At 36.1% G+C, this 17,048-nt stretch carries 14 protein-coding genes and 1 tRNA gene; 11 read left to right on the forward strand and 4 right to left on the reverse strand.

Annotation, left to right across the window (positions count from 1 at the left end; all coding sequences use genetic code 11):
* Window positions 1-89 precede the first annotated feature (89 nt).
* The 11 genes from tuf (at window position 90) to GM921_RS16800 (ending at window position 13,247) form a co-directional block, all read left to right on the forward strand.
* Window positions 90-1,277 carry an elongation factor Tu gene (tuf, locus tag GM921_RS16750; protein WP_182923771.1) on the forward strand — a complete coding sequence of 396 codons (1,188 nt, stop codon included), beginning with the start codon at window positions 90-92 and terminating at the stop codon, window positions 1,275-1,277.
* A gap of 80 nt (window positions 1,278-1,357) precedes the next feature.
* Window positions 1,358-1,428: transfer RNA gene (locus GM921_RS16755), tRNA-Trp, on the forward strand.
* Between the two features lie 16 nt (window positions 1,429-1,444).
* Entirely contained in the window at window positions 1,445-1,636 is a 192-nt protein-coding gene (secE, locus tag GM921_RS16760; RefSeq protein WP_182923772.1) for a preprotein translocase subunit SecE, read from the forward strand.
* Between the two features lie 14 nt (window positions 1,637-1,650).
* Window positions 1,651-2,193 (forward strand): transcription termination/antitermination protein NusG, encoded by a 543-nt coding sequence (gene nusG, locus GM921_RS16765; RefSeq protein WP_182923773.1) that lies wholly within the window; start codon window positions 1,651-1,653, stop codon window positions 2,191-2,193.
* A 145-nt stretch (window positions 2,194-2,338) separates the two neighbouring features.
* On the forward strand, window positions 2,339-2,782 hold the full coding sequence (gene rplK / locus GM921_RS16770) for a 50S ribosomal protein L11 (protein WP_090994168.1): 444 nt from the start codon (window positions 2,339-2,341) through the stop codon (window positions 2,780-2,782).
* Between the two features lie 23 nt (window positions 2,783-2,805).
* Window positions 2,806-3,504 carry a 50S ribosomal protein L1 gene (rplA, locus tag GM921_RS16775; protein WP_055132255.1) on the forward strand — a complete coding sequence of 233 codons (699 nt, stop codon included), beginning with the start codon at window positions 2,806-2,808 and terminating at the stop codon, window positions 3,502-3,504.
* Between the two features lie 2 nt (window positions 3,505-3,506).
* On the forward strand, window positions 3,507-4,031 hold the full coding sequence (rplJ, locus tag GM921_RS16780) for a 50S ribosomal protein L10 (RefSeq protein ID WP_182923774.1): 525 nt from the start codon (window positions 3,507-3,509) through the stop codon (window positions 4,029-4,031).
* Window positions 4,032-4,093: 62 nt separating this feature from the next.
* A complete protein-coding gene (gene rplL, locus GM921_RS16785; protein WP_182923775.1) occupies window positions 4,094-4,471 on the forward strand; it encodes a 50S ribosomal protein L7/L12 in 378 nt (125 codons plus the stop codon).
* Window positions 4,472-4,625: 154 nt separating this feature from the next.
* Entirely contained in the window at window positions 4,626-8,432 is a 3,807-nt protein-coding gene (gene rpoB, locus GM921_RS16790) for a DNA-directed RNA polymerase subunit beta (RefSeq protein ID WP_182923776.1), read from the forward strand.
* 93 nt (window positions 8,433-8,525) lie between these two features.
* Complete coding sequence (gene rpoC, locus GM921_RS16795) at window positions 8,526-12,815, forward strand: DNA-directed RNA polymerase subunit beta' (RefSeq protein ID WP_182923777.1); 4,290 nt, start codon at window positions 8,526-8,528, stop codon at window positions 12,813-12,815.
* Window positions 12,816-12,932: 117 nt separating this feature from the next.
* Window positions 12,933-13,247: a DUF3467 domain-containing protein gene (locus GM921_RS16800; RefSeq protein WP_182923778.1), complete on the forward strand. Its 315-nt coding sequence runs from the start codon at window positions 12,933-12,935 to the stop codon at window positions 13,245-13,247.
* 54 nt (window positions 13,248-13,301) lie between these two features.
* On the opposite strand, the gene miaA is transcribed toward GM921_RS16800, so the two are convergent.
* The 4 genes from miaA to GM921_RS16820 form a co-directional block, all read right to left on the reverse strand.
* On the reverse strand, window positions 13,302-14,225 hold the full coding sequence (gene miaA / locus GM921_RS16805; RefSeq protein WP_182923779.1) for a tRNA (adenosine(37)-N6)-dimethylallyltransferase MiaA: 924 nt from the start codon (window positions 14,223-14,225) through the stop codon (window positions 13,302-13,304).
* 8 nt (window positions 14,226-14,233) lie between these two features.
* Complete coding sequence (locus tag GM921_RS16810; RefSeq protein ID WP_182923780.1) at window positions 14,234-14,761, reverse strand: hypothetical protein; 528 nt, start codon at window positions 14,759-14,761, stop codon at window positions 14,234-14,236.
* Window positions 14,762-14,812: 51 nt separating this feature from the next.
* Complete coding sequence (locus tag GM921_RS16815) at window positions 14,813-15,460, reverse strand: IS1096 element passenger TnpR family protein (protein ID WP_182923781.1); 648 nt, start codon at window positions 15,458-15,460, stop codon at window positions 14,813-14,815.
* A gap of 62 nt (window positions 15,461-15,522) precedes the next feature.
* Window positions 15,523-16,929: a CCA tRNA nucleotidyltransferase gene (locus GM921_RS16820; protein ID WP_182923782.1), complete on the reverse strand. Its 1,407-nt coding sequence runs from the start codon at window positions 16,927-16,929 to the stop codon at window positions 15,523-15,525.
* Window positions 16,930-17,048 lie beyond the last annotated feature (119 nt).

Below are 17,048 nucleotides of genomic sequence, written 5' to 3' on the forward strand. Positions count from 1 at the left end.
AGTAACAGAATAGACAAGGTTTTTTGTATTGAATTTGTATCAAAACAATAAATAAATAAAAAAGTTAACCTACTAATAAGTATAAAAACATGGCAAAAGAAAAGTTTGACCGCAGCAAGCCGCACTTAAACATCGGCACTATCGGTCACGTTGACCACGGTAAAACAACCTTAACAGCAGCTATCACTAAAGTGTTATCTGATGCTGGTTTATCTGAGGCGCGTTCATTTGATTCGATTGACTCTGCTCCAGAGGAAAAAGAAAGAGGTATCACGATTAACACAGCTCACGTTGAGTATTCAACAGCTAACCGTCACTATGCACACGTTGACTGTCCAGGTCACGCGGATTACGTAAAAAACATGGTTACTGGTGCGGCTCAAATGGACGGTGCAATTATCGTTGTTGCTGCTACAGATGGTCCGATGCCACAAACTCGCGAGCACATTCTATTGGCTCGTCAGGTAGGTGTACCTTCGTTAGTTGTTTTCATGAACAAAGTTGATATGGTGGATGATCCAGAATTACTAGAATTAGTAGAGATGGAAGTTCGTGAATTATTATCTTTCTATGAATTCCCTGGTGATGATATTCCTGTTATTCAAGGTTCAGCTCTTGGTGGCTTGAACGGCGATCCAAAATGGGTTGGAAAAATTATGGAGTTAATGGATGCTGTAGATAGCTACATTCCAATTCCTCCACGTTTAACTGAGCTTCCATTCTTAATGCCTGTTGAAGATGTATTCTCGATCACTGGTCGTGGTACTGTTGCAACTGGTCGTATTGAGCGTGGTGTAATCAACTCTGGTGATCCAGTTGAAATCTTAGGTATGGGTGCTGAGAACTTAAAATCTACAGTAACTGGTGTTGAGATGTTCCGTAAGATCCTTGATTATGGTGAAGCAGGTGATAACGTAGGTTTATTGTTACGTGGTATTGAGAAGACTGATATCCGTCGTGGTATGGTAATCTGTAAACCAGGTTCAGTAACTCCTCACACAGATTTCAAAGCTGAGATCTATGTATTATCGAAAGCAGAAGGTGGACGTCACACTCCATTCTTTAACAAATACCGTCCACAATTCTATTTCCGTACTACAGACGTTACAGGAGAAATCTCTTTAGCAGAAGGAACTGAAATGGTAATGCCAGGTGATAACGTTACAATCAACGTAAAATTGATTAACGCAATCGCAATGGAAAAAGGTCTACGTTTCGCTATCCGTGAGGGTGGTAGAACAGTAGGTGCTGGTCAGGTAACTGAAATTGTAAAATAATTCTAAAGCCCTTAGGGGATTAAGAATACATGATTGCAAAGTACTTAAGATGATTTTCTTAGGTACTTTGCTTTCTAATTACGGGAATAGTTCAACGGTAGAATAGAGGTCTCCAAAACCTTTGATCAGGGTTCGAATCCTTGTTCCCGTGCATAAAAAATATAAATATGGCTAGTGTAGTTCAATTTATTAAAGAATCGTACGAAGAAATGACCCAAAAGGTAACTTGGCCTACATGGGGCGAATTGCAAAATTCGGCAGTATTGGTTCTAGTCGCATCACTAATTATTGCTGCAGTAATTTACGCAATGGATAATGGTGCTAACTATATATTATCAACTTTTTATAAATCACTTTAAATTAATAGTACTAGATGAACGATCAGTTAAAGTGGTATGTAGTTAGAGCGGTAAGTGGTAAAGAGAAGAAGGTAAAACAGTATATCGATTCTGAAATTAGCCGTTTAGGTCTTTCTCATTTGGTTCCTCAAGTATTAATCCCGATGGAGAAATACTATCAAATGAAAGAGGGTAAGAAAATTGCTAAAGAACGTAACTTTTATCCTGGTTATGTTTTAATAGAAGCAATTTTAGATGGTGAGTTAGAACATATTATTAAAGGGGTAAATAGTGTAATTGGATTTTTAGGTGATAAAGCCGGAAATGCAATTCCAATGCGTCAAGCAGAAGTTAACCGTATTTTAGGTAAGGTTGATGAAATGAGCCAGCAAGGTGAAACAATGAACATCGCTTATTATGTAGGTGAGAACGTTAAAGTAATGGATGGTCCTTTCAACGGTTTTACTGGAGTTATTGAAGAGGTTAACGAAGAAAAGAAAAAATTGAAAGTTATGGTTAAAATCTTCGGTCGTAAAACACCATTGGAGCTTAACTATATGCAAGTAGAAAAAGAATAACAACTTTTTTATAAAAAAATATTTGAGGACTGCAAGATTATTCATATCTTTGCAGTCCTTTTGCTGTTTTACGATAGCAAAAAGGTCTTAAATGTTACATGCTTCCAATATTTAACATTGAGTATTACAATTAACAAATCAGAAAATGGCAAAAGAAGTCGGTGCACTTGTTAAATTACAAATCAAAGGCGGAGCTGCAAACCCATCACCACCAGTAGGACCTGCATTAGGTGCTAAAGGTGTTAATATCATGGAGTTTTGTAAACAATTCAATGCTCGTACCCAAGATAAGCCAGGTAAAGTATTACCCGTTGTAATTACTGTATATGTCGACAAGTCTTTCGAATTTATCATCAAAACCCCTCCTGTAGCTATTCAATTATTGGATGCTACTAAATTAACGAGTGGTTCTGCTGAGCCCAACCGTAAGAAAGTTGGTTCGGTGACTTGGGATCAAGTTAAGTCAATTGCTGAAGATAAGATGACTGATTTAAATGCATTCACTATCGAATCTGCTATGAAAATGGTAGCAGGTACAGCACGCAGTATGGGAATTACCGTTAGCGGTGATGCACCCTGGACAAATTAATTAACAAAAAACAGTTTACAACAGTGGCGAAATTAACAAAAAATCAAAAACTGGCACACGCTAAACTAGAAATCGGTAAATCGTATTCTTTACAGGATGCGGCTGCTTTGGTAAAAGAAATCACTACAACTAAATTTGATGCATCGGTAGATATCGATGTGAGTTTAGGTGTTGATCCACGTAAGGCTAATCAAATGGTACGTGGTATTGCTACTTTACCTCATGGTACAGGTAAAACTGTACGTGTTTTAGTACTTTGTACTCCTGATAAGGAAGAAGAGGCTAAAGCTGCAGGAGCAGATTTCGTGGGTTTAGACGAATATGTGGCTAAGATTGAAGGTGGTTGGACAGATGTTGACATTATTATCACTACTCCTGCTTGTATGGCAAAAGTAGGTAAATTAGGCCGTGTTTTAGGTCCAAGGAACCTTATGCCAAACCCAAAATCAGGTACAGTAACCAACGAAGTTGGTAAAGCTGTAACTGACGTAAAAGGCGGAAAGATTGATTTTAAAGTTGACAAAACTGGTATCATCCATGCTTCAATAGGAAAAGTATCATTCTCAGCAGAGAAAATATATGAGAACGCGTTAGAAGTACTTCAAACGATTTCAAAATTAAAACCTTCTGCTGCAAAAGGAACTTATTTTAAAAGCATTCACGTGTCTTCTACAATGAGTCCTGGAATTGCAATCGAAACTAAATCAGTAGCGGGGATCTAATTATGAACAGAGAAGAAAAACAAGAAGTAGTTTTAGCTCTACAAGAGAAAATGCAAGAGTTTGGCAATTTTTATATTGCTGATACCTCGGGCTTATCTGTTGAGAAAGTAAATAACATCCGTCGCAAATGTTTCGAAAGCGGTATCGAAATGAAAGTTGCAAAAAATACATTAATCAAAATTGCGATTGATGGATTAGAAGGCGACTCATCTGAGATATTCCCAGCATTAAAAGGTCAATCGGCTTTATTATTTTCTAAAGTAGGTAATGGTCCAGCTAAGCTGATCAAAGCCTTAAGAAAAGGTAAAGAAGAAAAACCACAGCTAAAAGCTGCTTATATCGATTCAGCAATATTTGTTGGAGATCATTACCTTGATTCATTAGTAAGTCTTAAATCAAAAGAAGAACTTGTTGGCGAAATCATTGGTTTATTACAATCTCCAGCTAAAAATGTTATTTCGGCATTACAGTCTGGCGGTGCTAAACTTGCAGGTATTGTTAAAACACTACAAGAAAGAGAAGGTTAACGAACCCTTAAAGTTCGTATTGAATTAAATTATTTTACGTAAAAATTTTAAAAATCTATAAAATGGCAGATTTAAAATCGTTTGCTGAGCAATTGGTAAACTTAACAGTTAAAGAAGTTAACGAATTAGCTCAAATCTTAAAAGACGAGTATGGTATCGAACCAGCTGCTGCGGCAGTTGCTGTTGCAGGTCCTGCTGCTGGTGCTGATGCTCCTGCAGCTGAAGAAAAAACTACTTTCGATGTAATTTTGAAAGAAGCTGGTGGTGCTAAACTAGCAGTAGTTAAATTAGTAAAAGACTTAACTGGTTTAGGTTTGAAAGAAGCAAAAGACTTAGTTGATGGTGCACCAAAAGAATTAAAAACTGGTGTTGCTAAAGACGAAGCAGAAGCTTTGAAAAAACAATTAGAAGAAGCTGGAGCTGTAGTTGAGATTAAGTAATCACTTAATTTTAACGAACCTTTAAGAATAAGACTCCGACTATTAAGTCGGAGTCTATTCCCGTTTATAAACATTTCATCTTGTTTGGTTGGTGAAATGGTTCGAGGCAAACCAAGCAAATAGTTTATTCTTAAACTAAATTAAATTTAGTCCCTTGGCAAATAAAGTCGTAGACCAAAGAGTAAATTTTGCACGTAGTAAGCACATCATTGATTATCCAGATTTTCTGGATGTGCAGTTGCAATCATTTAGAGAATTTTTTCAGATAGAAACCACTTCAGATAACCGTCACACAGAAGGTTTATTTAAAGTATTTGCTGAAAACTTTCCAATCACAGATTCTAGAAATATCTTTGTTTTAGAATTTTTAGATTATTTTATTGACCCACCACGTTATGACATTCCTGAATGTATTGATCGTGGGTTAACTTACAGTGTTCCGTTAAAAGCAAAGCTTAAACTTTCTTGTAACGATGCAGAACACGAGGATTTTGAAACCATCATACAAGATGTATACTTAGGAACCATACCATATATGACTCCAAAAGGTACTTTCGTGATCAACGGTGCAGAACGTGTAATTGTATCTCAATTGCATAGATCTCCAGGTGTGTTCTTCGGTCAAAGCCGTCACACAAATGGAACTAAACTGTACTCTGCTCGTGTGATTCCTTTCAAAGGTTCTTGGATTGAGTTTGCTACAGACGTTAATAACGTAATGTATGCTTACATTGATCGTAAGAAAAAATTCCCGGTAACCACCTTATTACGTGCAATCGGTTATGATTCTGATAAAGACATCTTAGAACTATTTGATCTTGCTGACGAAGTAAAAGTTAGTAAATCTGGTTTGAAGAAGTATACAGGTCGTAAACTTGCTGCAAGAGTTTTAAGAAAATGGACTGAAGATTTTGTAGATGAAGATACAGGTGAAGTAGTTTCTATAGATCGTAACGAAGTTATCTTAGATAGGGATACCGTTCTTGAAGACGACCATATCGATATGATCATCGATGCAGGTGTTAAAACTATCATCTTGTCTAAAGAAGATGGTGCATCTCAAGCTGATTATACTATTATATACAATACTTTACAAAAAGATACTTCAAACTCTGAAAAAGAGGCTGTTGAAAACATCTATCGTGCTTTGCGTAACGCAGAACCACCTGATGAAGAAACTGCTAGAGGTATCATTGAGCGTTTATTCTTCTCAGATAAACGTTATGACTTAGGTGATGTGGGTAGATACCGTATCAACCGTAAGTTGAAAATGGATACTCCTGATCATGTGAAAGTATTAACTAAAGCAGATATTATTGCTATCGTTAAATACTTAATCAAATTGATTAACTCTAAAGAAGAAGTGGATGATATTGATCACTTGTCGAATCGTCGTGTTCGTACAGTAGGTGAGCAATTATATGCGCAATTCGGTGTTGGTTTAGCTCGTATGGCTAGAACTATCCGTGAGCGTATGAATATTCGTGATAATGAGGTGTTTACGCCAACAGATTTGATTAATGCCCGTACTTTATCGTCGGTTATTAACTCATTCTTTGGTACTAACCAATTATCTCAGTTCATGGATCAAACCAATCCTTTGGCAGAGATTACACACAAACGTCGTTTGTCAGCTTTAGGCCCAGGTGGTTTATCACGTGAGCGTGCTGGTTTCGAGGTTCGTGACGTTCACTATACTCACTATGGTCGTTTATGTACCATTGAAACACCAGAGGGACCAAACATCGGTTTGATTTCATCACTTTGTGTGCATGCAAAAATTAATAGCTTAGGCTTCATCGAAACACCATATAAACCTGTTGAAGGTGGAAAAGTAATGGTAGATAAACCAGTTATTTATTTATCTGCTGAAGATGAAGATGGTAAAACAATTGCACAAGCTAATGCTGAGTATGATGATAAAGGTAACTTTACAACTGCTCGTGTTAAAGCACGTTATGAGGGTGACTTCCCGATTATTGAGCCTGAGAAATTAGACTTAATGGATATTGCTCCTAACCAAATTACCTCTATCGCGGCTTCATTAATTCCTTTCTTGGAACATGATGATGCGAACAGGGCTTTGATGGGATCGAACATGCAACGTCAAGCTGTGCCTTTATTACGTCCAGAAGCTCCAATTGTTGGTACAGGTTTGGAAGGTCGCGTTGCTCGTGACTCAAGAACGTTGATCAATGCTGAAGGTGATGGTGTTGTAGAATATGTAGATGCTAACGAAATCACTATTAAATATGTACGTAACGATGGAGATCGTTTAGTATCGTTTGAAGGTGATAGCAAAACTTATAAATTAATTAAGTTCAAAAAAACCAACCAGAATACGTGTATCAACTTAAAACCAATTGTTAAGAAAGGTCAGAAAGTTGTTAAAGGTCAAGTACTTTGTGAAGGTTATGCAACTGAAAATGGAGAGTTGGCATTAGGAAGAAACTTAAAAGTTGCTTTCATGCCTTGGCAAGGATATAACTTTGAGGATGCGATTGTAATTAATGAACGTATTGTTAGAGATGATATTTTTACCTCTTTACATATCGAAGAATTTGAATTAGAAGTACGTGATACAAAACGTGGAGAAGAGGAACTAACACCAGATATCCCTAACGTTTCTGAAGAAGCTACTAAAGATTTAGATGAAAACGGTATCATTCGTATTGGTGCTGAAGTAAAAGAAGGCGATATCCTAATTGGTAAAATTACACCAAAAGGCGAGTCTGATCCTTCTCCAGAAGAGAAATTACTTCGTGCAATTTTCGGTGATAAAGCTGGTGATGTTAAAGATGCTTCATTAAAAACTCCACCTTCAATTAAAGGTGTGGTAATTGATACTAAATTATTCTCAAGAGCTAAGAAAACTACTAAAGCAGAAGAAAAATCAGCTATTGAGAAATTAGATAAGAGATATAATTTAGCTACAGAGAACCTTAAAAACGAATTAGTTGATAAATTGTTCCAAATTGTAAACGGTAAAACATCTCAAGGTGTATTCAATGTTTACAAAGAATTATTAATCGCTAAAGGCGCTAAGTTTACTCAGAAAATATTAGCAGACCTAGAGTATGCTCATATTAACCCATACAAATGGACAACTGATGATGATAAAAACGATCAAATCAAGTTGTTATTACACAACTATGGTATCCGTGTAAACGAAGAATTAGGTGCTTATAAACGTGATAAATTTGCGATTAGTGTTGGTGATGAGTTACCATCAGGAATTGTTCAAATGGCGAAAGTTTATGTAGCTAAAAAACGTAAATTAAAAGTAGGTGATAAGATGGCTGGTCGTCACGGTAATAAGGGTATTGTTGCTCGTATTGTACGTGATGAAGATATGCCATTCTTAGAAGATGGAACACCAGTTGATATCGTGTTGAACCCACTGGGTGTACCTTCACGTATGAACCTTGGTCAAATCTACGAAACTGTATTAGCTTGGGCTGGTAAAGAATTGGGTGTTAAATTTGCAACTCCAATTTTTGATGGTGCTAAGTCTGAAGAGGTTGAAGAGTGGATTGCTAAAGCAGGTGTGCCAGCTTCTGGTAGAACTTACTTACACAATGGTTTAACGGGTGAGAAATTTGATCAGCCGACTACAGTAGGTATTATTTATATGCTTAAACTGGGTCACATGGTTGATGATAAGATGCACGCTCGTTCTATCGGACCATACTCATTAATTACACAACAACCATTGGGTGGTAAAGCTCAATTCGGTGGTCAGCGTTTTGGTGAGATGGAGGTTTGGGCATTAGAGGCATTTGGTGCAGCTAATATCCTTCAAGAGATCTTAACAGTTAAATCTGATGATGTTATTGGAAGAGCCAAAACTTACGAAGCCATCGTTAAAGGCGAAAACTTACCAACTCCTGGTGTACCAGAATCATTTAATGTATTGGTACATGAGTTACGCGGTTTAGGTTTAGATATTACGTTAGACTAAGTATTTAGTATCGAGTATTTAGTATTTAGATAAAGCCAAACGCCTAGTCTAAATACTAAATACTAATGACTAACTACTCAAAATTAAAGAGCTATGTCTTACAAAAAGGATAATAAATTAAAAAGCAATTTCACCTCGATAACCATTAGCTTATCGTCTCCAGAAACTATTTTGGAGCGTTCAAGTGGTGAGGTGTTAAAACCTGAGACTATCAATTATCGTACTTACAAACCTGAACGTGATGGTTTGTTTTGCGAGCGTATTTTTGGTCCGGTAAAAGATTACGAATGTCATTGCGGTAAATACAAACGTATCCGTTATAAAGGTATTGTTTGCGACCGTTGTGGTGTTGAGGTAACTGAGAAAAAAGTACGTAGAGAGCGTATGGGACACATCAATTTGGTGGTTCCTGTGGCGCATATCTGGTATTTCCGTTCTTTACCTAACAAAATCGGTTACTTATTAGGTTTACCTACCAAAAGATTAGATTTGATTATTTACTACGAACGTTATGTAGTTATTCAGTCTGGTTTAATGGAGGCAGAAGGTATCAACTATATGGACTTCTTAACTGAAGAAGAATATTTAGATATCTTAGATAAATTACCTAAAGAAAATCAATATTTAGATGATAAAGATCCTAATAAATTCATCGCCAAAATGGGTGCTGAAGCGTTAGAAGATTTATTAAAACGTATTGACTTAGATACTTTATCATACAACTTACGTCACCAAGCTGCTAACGAAACTTCGCAACAACGTAAAAATGAAGCGTTAAAACGTCTTCAAGTTGTTGAGGCTTTCCGTGGTGCTAGAACTCGTATTGAGAATAACCCAGAGTGGATGATTATTAAAATCGTTCCTGTTATTCCACCAGAATTACGTCCTTTAGTACCTCTAGAAGGTGGTCGTTTTGCAACTTCAGATTTGAACGATTTATATCGTCGTGTAATTATCCGTAACAACCGTTTAAAACGTTTGATCGAGATTAAAGCACCAGAAGTTATTTTACGTAACGAGAAACGTATGTTACAGGAAGCTGTAGATTCGTTATTCGATAACTCACGTAAAGTAAATGCTGTTAAAACTGAAGGTAACAGAGCATTAAAATCTTTATCAGATATCTTAAAAGGTAAACAAGGTCGTTTCCGTCAAAACTTACTAGGTAAACGTGTAGATTATTCTGCTCGTTCGGTAATTGTTGTAGGACCAAACCTTAAACTACATGAGTGTGGTTTACCAAAAGATATGGCTGCTGAGCTTTTCAAACCGTTTATTATTCGTAAGATGATTGAACGTGGAATTGTGAAAACAGTTAAATCTGCTAAGAAAATTGTTGATAGAAAAGACCCACTAGTTTGGGATATTCTAGAAAACGTATTGAAAGGACACCCAGTATTGCTTAACCGTGCGCCTACGTTGCACAGATTAGGTATTCAGTCTTTCCAACCACGTTTAATTGAAGGAAAAGCGATCCAATTACACCCATTAGTTTGTACTGCATTTAACGCGGATTTTGATGGTGACCAGATGGCAGTGCATTTACCTTTAGGTCATGCAGCAATTTTGGAAGCCCAAGTTCTAATGTTAGCAGCTCACAACATTCTAAACCCTGCAAATGGTACACCGATTACGGTTCCATCTCAGGATATGGTTTTGGGTCTTTATTATATTACTAAAGGCCGTAGAACTGACGAAGGACGTGTAGTTAAAGGACAAGATTCATCATTCTATTCTCCAGAAGAAGTTATTATTGCTTACAACGAGAAGAAAATTGATTTACACGCTTTCATTAAAGTGAAAGTTAATGTAAAACAAGAAGATGGAACTATCGTAAATAAATTAACTGAAACAACTGTTGGTAGAGTATTATTCAACCAAATGGTGCCAGAAGAAGTGGGTTATATCAACGAACTATTAACTAAGAAATCTTTAAGAGATATTATTGGTGAAGTAGTGAAGATGACTGGTATGGCTCGTTCTGCAAGATTCTTGGATGATATCAAAGAACTTGGTTTTAGAATGGCTTTCCAAGGTGGATTATCGTTTAACTTACAAGATGTTAATATTCCAGTAGAGAAACATACTTTATTGGCACAAGCAGCAGGTGAAGTTGAAGAGGTAAGAAACAACTATAACATGGGTTTCATTACCAACAACGAACGTTATAACCAAATTATCGATATCTGGACACGTATCAACAACCGTTTAACTACGTTTGTAATGAACCAATTGTCTAGCGATAACCAAGGTTTCAACTCTGTTTATATGATGCTTGACTCTGGAGCCCGTGGTTCGAAAGAGCAAATTCGTCAGTTAGCAGGTATGCGTGGTTTGATGGCTAAGCCTCAAAAATCAGGTTCTGGTGGTGAGATTATCGAAAACCCGATTTTATCTAACTTTAAAGAAGGATTATCGGTATTAGAATACTTTATCTCTACTCACGGTGCTCGTAAAGGTTTGGCGGATACAGCGTTAAAAACTGCTGATGCTGGTTACTTAACTCGTCGTTTACATGACGTTGCACAAGACATGATCGTTAACGCGGTTGATTGTGGTACGTTAAGAGGTATGTACACTACTGCATTAAAAGATCAAGAAGATATTGTTGAGCCATTATATGACAGAATTTTAGGTCGTATTTCTCTACATGATGTATTCAATCCATTAGACGGTAAATTGTTAGTGGGTGCTGGATTAGACATCACGGAAGAAATTGCTAAAACAATTGAAGAATCTCCATTAGAAGGTATTGAAATTCGTTCGGTATTAACTTGCGAAAATAAAAGAGGTGTTTGTTCATTATGTTATGGACGTAACTTAGCATCTGGTAAACGTGTTCAAAGAGGTGAAGCTGTTGGTGTAATTGCTGCACAGTCAATCGGAGAGCCGGGTACACAGTTAACGTTACGTACATTCCACGTGGGTGGTACTGCATCAAACATTGCTGCAGAATCTCAAATCAACGCTAAATTTGATGGTGTTATCGAGTTTGAAAACTTACGTACTGTACCAACAACAACGGAAGACGGTGTAGTTGAGATTGTATTAGGTCGTTCGGGCGAGTTTAAAATTACTGAACCAGGTACTGGAAAAGTAATTGTAACTAACAATGTTCCTTATGGTGCATTCTTATTCGTTAAAGAAGGTCAAAAAATCTCTAAAGGCGATAAGATTTGTTCATGGGATCCATACAACGCGGTTATTATCTCAGAGTTTGCAGGTAAAATTCATTTCGATGCTATCGTAGAAGGTGTTACTTTCCGTGAAGAATCAGATGAACAAACTGGTCACCGTGAGAAAGTAATTATCGATACACGTGATAAAACTAAAAACCCTGCTATTCAGGTAGTAGATAAAAAAGGTGAGTTAATCAGAAACTATAACATCCCAGTTGGTGCTCACATCGCTATTGAAGAAGGCGAAGCAGTTCAAACAGGTCAAATCTTAGTTAAAATACCTCGTGCAACAGGAAAAACAAGAGATATTACGGGTGGTTTACCACGTGTAACTGAGTTATTCGAAGCACGTAACCCATCTAACCCAGCTGTAGTAACTGAGATTGATGGTGTGGTAACTTTAGGTGGTGTTAAACGTGGTAATCGCGAAATGACTATCGAAAGTAAAGATGGAGAAGTTAAAAAATATCTAGTTCCATTGTCTAAACACATTTTGGTACAGGATAATGACTTTGTGAAAGCAGGTATGCCATTATCTGATGGATCAATTTCTCCAGCTGATATTTTAGCTATTAAAGGCCCTGCGGCTGTACAAGAATACTTAGTTAATGGTATCCAAGAGGTTTACCGTTTACAAGGTGTGAAAATTAACGATAAGCACTTTGAAGTAATTGTACACCAAATGATGCAGAAAGTTCATATCGAAGATCCGGGTGATACTCGTTTCTTAGAAAATGACTCTGTTGATAGATGGGACTTTATGGTTGAGAACGATGACATCTATGACAAAAAAGTTGTAGTAGAAGCTGGTGACTCAAACACTGTAAAACCAGGTCAAATCTTGTCATTACGTAAATTAAGAGATGAAAATTCTCAATTGAAACGTAAAGATTTGAAACAAATTGAAGTACGTGATGCACAACCTGCAACAGCGAGTTCAATTTTACAAGGTATTACACGTGCATCATTGGGAACTAAATCGTTCATCTCTGCAGCATCATTCCAGGAAACTACTAAAGTACTGAATGAAGCAGCTATCGCAGGTAAACGTGATCATATGTTAGGCTTAAAAGAAAACGTAATCGTTGGTCACTTGATTCCTTCAGGTACTGGTGTTCGTGGATATGAGCGTATCATTGTTGGTTCTCAAGAAGAATACGATAAATTATTAGCATCTAAAGCTGAAGAAGAGGTAGAAGCATAATTCATCATACTAATTCCTGAAAAGGAGTTGTAATTAAAATCCCTAGCGTTCATTCGCTAGGGATTTTTTGTTGCGTATTGTACCAATTAACAAACGCTTTTTATATTTTTGATTATTATGGAAGAACAACAGAACGAAAACCAACTTAATATAGAGTTATCTGAAGAAATTGCTGAAGGTGTATTTTCAAACTTAGCAATCATAACTCATTCGAATACTGAGTTTGTATTGGATTTTATACGAGTAATGCCAGGAGTGCCAAAGGCGAAGGTGAAATCTAGAATTATTTTAACGCCAGAACATGCAAAAAGGTTAGTTCATGCAATGTTAGATAATGTTGAGAAATTTGAAGCTATTAATGGAAGGATAAAAACTCAAGAAGAGCCTCCAGGTTTCCCAATGAATTTTGGCGGACCAACTGCGCAAGCTTAAAAGGTTTTTGTCATTCAGAGCGAAGCGAAGAATCTCTTTTGTTTATCTTCTCTATTAGAATCCTCGTACCTCGGAATGACAAAATTTGGTTAGATATTGAATAATATCTTCAATTTGATTTGGCTCAAACCAAACTGTGTTTTCATCTCGTCTAAACCAAGTAAGTTGCCTTTTGGCAAAGCGACGGGTGTTTTGTTTAATCATTGCAACTGCCGAAGCTAAATCAGTTTTTCCATCTAGATAATCGAACAATTCTGAATAGCCAACAGTATTTAGTGCATTGTATTGACGGTAAGGAAGCAAACTTTCTGCTTCTTCAAGTTGACCAGCTTCCATCATTAAATCTACGCGATGATTAATGCGCTCGTAAAGTAAAGCTCTATCTGTGTTTAGACCAATTTTGATGATGTTGAAAGGTCTTTCTTTTTTATTGGAAGTTAAAAAAGAGCTTAATTTCTTGCCTGTAGAAAGTACAACTTCTAATCCTCTAATCATGCGCTGAGGATTAGATTGATCTACTTTAGCAAAATATTCAGGGTCTAATTCTTGTAATTGTGTTCGGATAGCTTCGATACCTTCATTCGCCAGCTGTTGATTTAATTTTTCACGAATTGCAAAATCAATTTCAGGTAAATCATCCAATCCTTTGCAAATGGCATCAATATATAAACCAGAGCCGCCAACCACAATTAAAATGTTGTGCTTTTTAAAAAGATCTTCCATTAATTGAAGTGCTTGAACTTCAAAATCGCCTGTGCTAAATAATGTTTGTACGCTATGAGAATTAATAAAATGATGTGGTGCAGCTGCTAATTCCTCTTTTGAAGGTTTAGCAGTACCAATATTCATTTCCTTAAAAAATTGACGGGAATCTGCAGAAATAACTTCGCTATGGTAAAATTGAGCAAGCTCAATAGCTAGAGCAGTTTTACCGATGGCGGTTGGCCCAACTACTACAATTAAAGTTTTTTGTGGCATAGAGGGCTTTAAATATATTTTTCTTTTTGAAATCCTGTCTTATCTAAAATGAAATTTTCGTTAATCAAATTAGTTCTTACATAAAAGTAATAGCCATTATATTTGAAAGCTGTTCTATCATCAAAAGGTATAATTCGCTCTTCTAAATCTTTGTAATTAACGGGGATTAGATAAGCTCCAATAGGTTTTTTATCCGATGGATTTGTATGTACCCAAAATTTCTCCCCAACGTAAATTTTTGCTTTCCCGCCACCAGAGTAAGGAGCAGACCAATCTGTAATATAATCGATTTCTTGATCAAACTTAGCCTGATATAAATCTCCTTTTCGAGGAAAACGGTAATTTTCAGGAATTAAACTTCTTTCATATTCTCTTGCCCAAGTCAATTCGCTTTCTCCAAATTGTATCCTTTTACCGCTTCTCAATTCTTCATGCAAATCGGAAACAGTTAAATACCAACCTGCTGGAATTTTATGGTTTGAAAGGTCATTAGTGTTCTTTCGATTAAATAAATTTTTTAAAAAATCTTTTATCATCTATTTAAGCAAGTTAGACCTAGAAATAAATTCAGGGTGACGGATTAATTACTAATAGTCTTCTTTTTCTGAACCGAAATCTTCTTCGAAATCATCGCCATCAGCAAATTCATCTTTTTCTTCCTCTTCTTCACTTTCTTCATCAATTTCTGGAGCATTTATCCCTCTACCACCCATTGCTTCTAATTCTTCGGTATCTTCAGGAACAAAATCCATTTCATTTAAGAAATCAAAATCACTTGATGCAGCGGCAGCACTAGTTACCGCAAAACCACCTGTGTTTTGATCAATAATTTTAGGTGCTTCGCCAGTACTTTTTACTAAGAATGGATATTCGATGTTTGGATCGTTTTCTAGAATAATTTTAATCAGCTCTACATGAAAATCAAAAGGACGTTCAAAATTGTAGATATAATAAAATTTTTGATGTGGATCTTCAATAAAGTTGCTCAGTTTAGCATTCTCCATCAAAGTAACTCCATTATCTATTTTGCGTTGGTTTGGTAAAATAGAAATTTCATCACCTTTAATCCAGTTATCTGTACTTACATAAAATGACGATGATTTATCTGCATTGTAGCCAGTAGAGCGATGAATTGCTCTGTGTAAATCTTCAAAAGTTTGATTAGTTTTAATATCGATTTCTCTTACTACGTCGTCAAAATCTTCGAAAGAAATTTTAAATCTATAAATTGCCATTTTCAGTGTACTGTTTCTAACTGTAAAATTAAGAAATAAAAAATAATTTTTAGGTGTTAAGCCTATCTAGTAATTGGTTTTAAACCTAATTCGTTAGCTTTCTTTAACATAAAGTTAAAAGCTTCTTCGTAATTGTTTGTTATTTCGCCCTCTAAAATAGCTTCTCGAATTGCATTTTTTAGTATGCCGACTTCTTTGCCTGCGTTTAAACCAAATGTTTGCATAATGTCGTTGCCAGAAATAGGTGGTTGCCAGTTGCGCAATTGATCACGCTCTTCAACATCTTTTAATTTCTGTTTCACTAACTCGAAATTATTACGGTATTTCTTGATTTTATACTCGTTTTTGGTTGTAATATCAGCATTGCATAACAACATTAAACTTTCTATTTCCTCTCCAGCTTCAAAAAGTAATCGCCTTACGGCAGAATCAGTCACTTTTTCTTGTGCTAAAACAATTGGGCGTAAATGAAGTTGAACTAATTTTTGAACGAACTTCATTTTTTCATTTAATGGAAGTTTTAACTGAGCAAAAATTTGAGGTACCATTCTCGCTCCTTTATCTTCATGGCCATGAAAAGTCCAACCATGACCTTCTTCAAATCTTTTGGTTGGAGGTTTAGCAATGTCGTGTAAAATAGCAGCCCAACGTAACCAAAGGTCATCCGTTGTTGTGCAAATGTTATCTAAAACTTGTAAGGTGTGATAAAAATTATCTTTATGACCTTTTCCTTTTATAATTTCCACTCCATATAAAGTCGCCATTTGCGGAAAAATAAGGTGCAGTAAGCCAGTATCAAATAAATAGTTGAAGCCTATTGAGGGAGTTTTAGCTAAAATAATTTTATTCAGCTCGTCTGTAATTCGCTCTTTTGACACAATGCTAATCCGTTCTTTCTGTGCTTTAATCGCCTCGATTGCACTTTCATCAATATTGAAATTTAATTGAGTAGCAAAACGGATAGCTCTCATCATGCGAAGCGGATCATCTGAAAAAGTAATGGTTGGATCTAATGGGGTTCGAATTAATTTCTGTTCTAAATCTGTCAATCCTTTAAATGGATCAATTAAATCACCGTAATTTGTTACATTAAGAGATATTGCTAATGCATTAATCGTAAAATCTCTTCGCAACTGATCATCTTCTACAGTACCATTTTCTACAATTGGTTTGCGGGAGTTAGAGCGATATGATTCCTTTCTAGCGCCTACAAATTCGATTTCCAAATCATTGTATTTTAACATGGCAGTGCCGAAGTTTTTGAATACCGCAACCTTAGTTTTTAATTGCTGACCAACTTTTTCTGCAAACTCAATTCCATTACCTACCACTACAATATCAATATCTTTTGATGGACGATTTAAAAATAAATCACGTACAAATCCTCCAATAACATAAATTTCTGTCTTGGTTTGATCAGCAATGTTGGCTAAAACTTTAAATATTGGATTTTGTAGATGTTGCTGCATAATTTTAGACTTGTCATGCTGACAAAGGAAGTATCTTTTTTTAGAGATTCTTCGCTACGCTCTGAATGACAAAGGAAATGCGAAATTAATAAAAACTATTGGTGCTTCTTTAATTTATG

It is taken from the genome of Pedobacter planticolens (assembly GCF_014172375.1).
GTDB classification, from domain to species: domain Bacteria; phylum Bacteroidota; class Bacteroidia; order Sphingobacteriales; family Sphingobacteriaceae; genus Pedobacter; species Pedobacter planticolens.

Excerpts from the sequence above, each read along its gene's own strand:
- GM921_RS16815 (WP_182923781.1), bottom strand. The coding sequence starts at position 15,460 with ATGGCAATTTATAGATTTAAAATTTCTTTCGAAGATTTTGACGACGTA.
- nusG (WP_182923773.1), top strand. The coding sequence starts at position 1,651 with ATGAACGATCAGTTAAAGTGGTATGTAGTTAGAGCGGTAAGTGGTAAA.
- tuf (WP_182923771.1), top strand. The coding sequence starts at position 90 with ATGGCAAAAGAAAAGTTTGACCGCAGCAAGCCGCACTTAAACATCGGC.
- rpoC (WP_182923777.1), top strand. The coding sequence starts at position 8,526 with ATGTCTTACAAAAAGGATAATAAATTAAAAAGCAATTTCACCTCGATA.
- miaA (WP_182923779.1), bottom strand. The coding sequence starts at position 14,225 with ATGCCACAAAAAACTTTAATTGTAGTAGTTGGGCCAACCGCCATCGGT.
- GM921_RS16820 (WP_182923782.1), bottom strand. The coding sequence starts at position 16,929 with ATGCAGCAACATCTACAAAATCCAATATTTAAAGTTTTAGCCAACATT.
- rplL (WP_182923775.1), top strand. The coding sequence starts at position 4,094 with ATGGCAGATTTAAAATCGTTTGCTGAGCAATTGGTAAACTTAACAGTT.
- GM921_RS16800 (WP_182923778.1), top strand. The coding sequence starts at position 12,933 with ATGGAAGAACAACAGAACGAAAACCAACTTAATATAGAGTTATCTGAA.
- GM921_RS16810 (WP_182923780.1), bottom strand. The coding sequence starts at position 14,761 with ATGATAAAAGATTTTTTAAAAAATTTATTTAATCGAAAGAACACTAAT.
- secE (WP_182923772.1), top strand. The coding sequence starts at position 1,445 with ATGGCTAGTGTAGTTCAATTTATTAAAGAATCGTACGAAGAAATGACC.
- rplJ (WP_182923774.1), top strand. The coding sequence starts at position 3,507 with ATGAACAGAGAAGAAAAACAAGAAGTAGTTTTAGCTCTACAAGAGAAA.
- rplK (WP_090994168.1), top strand. The coding sequence starts at position 2,339 with ATGGCAAAAGAAGTCGGTGCACTTGTTAAATTACAAATCAAAGGCGGA.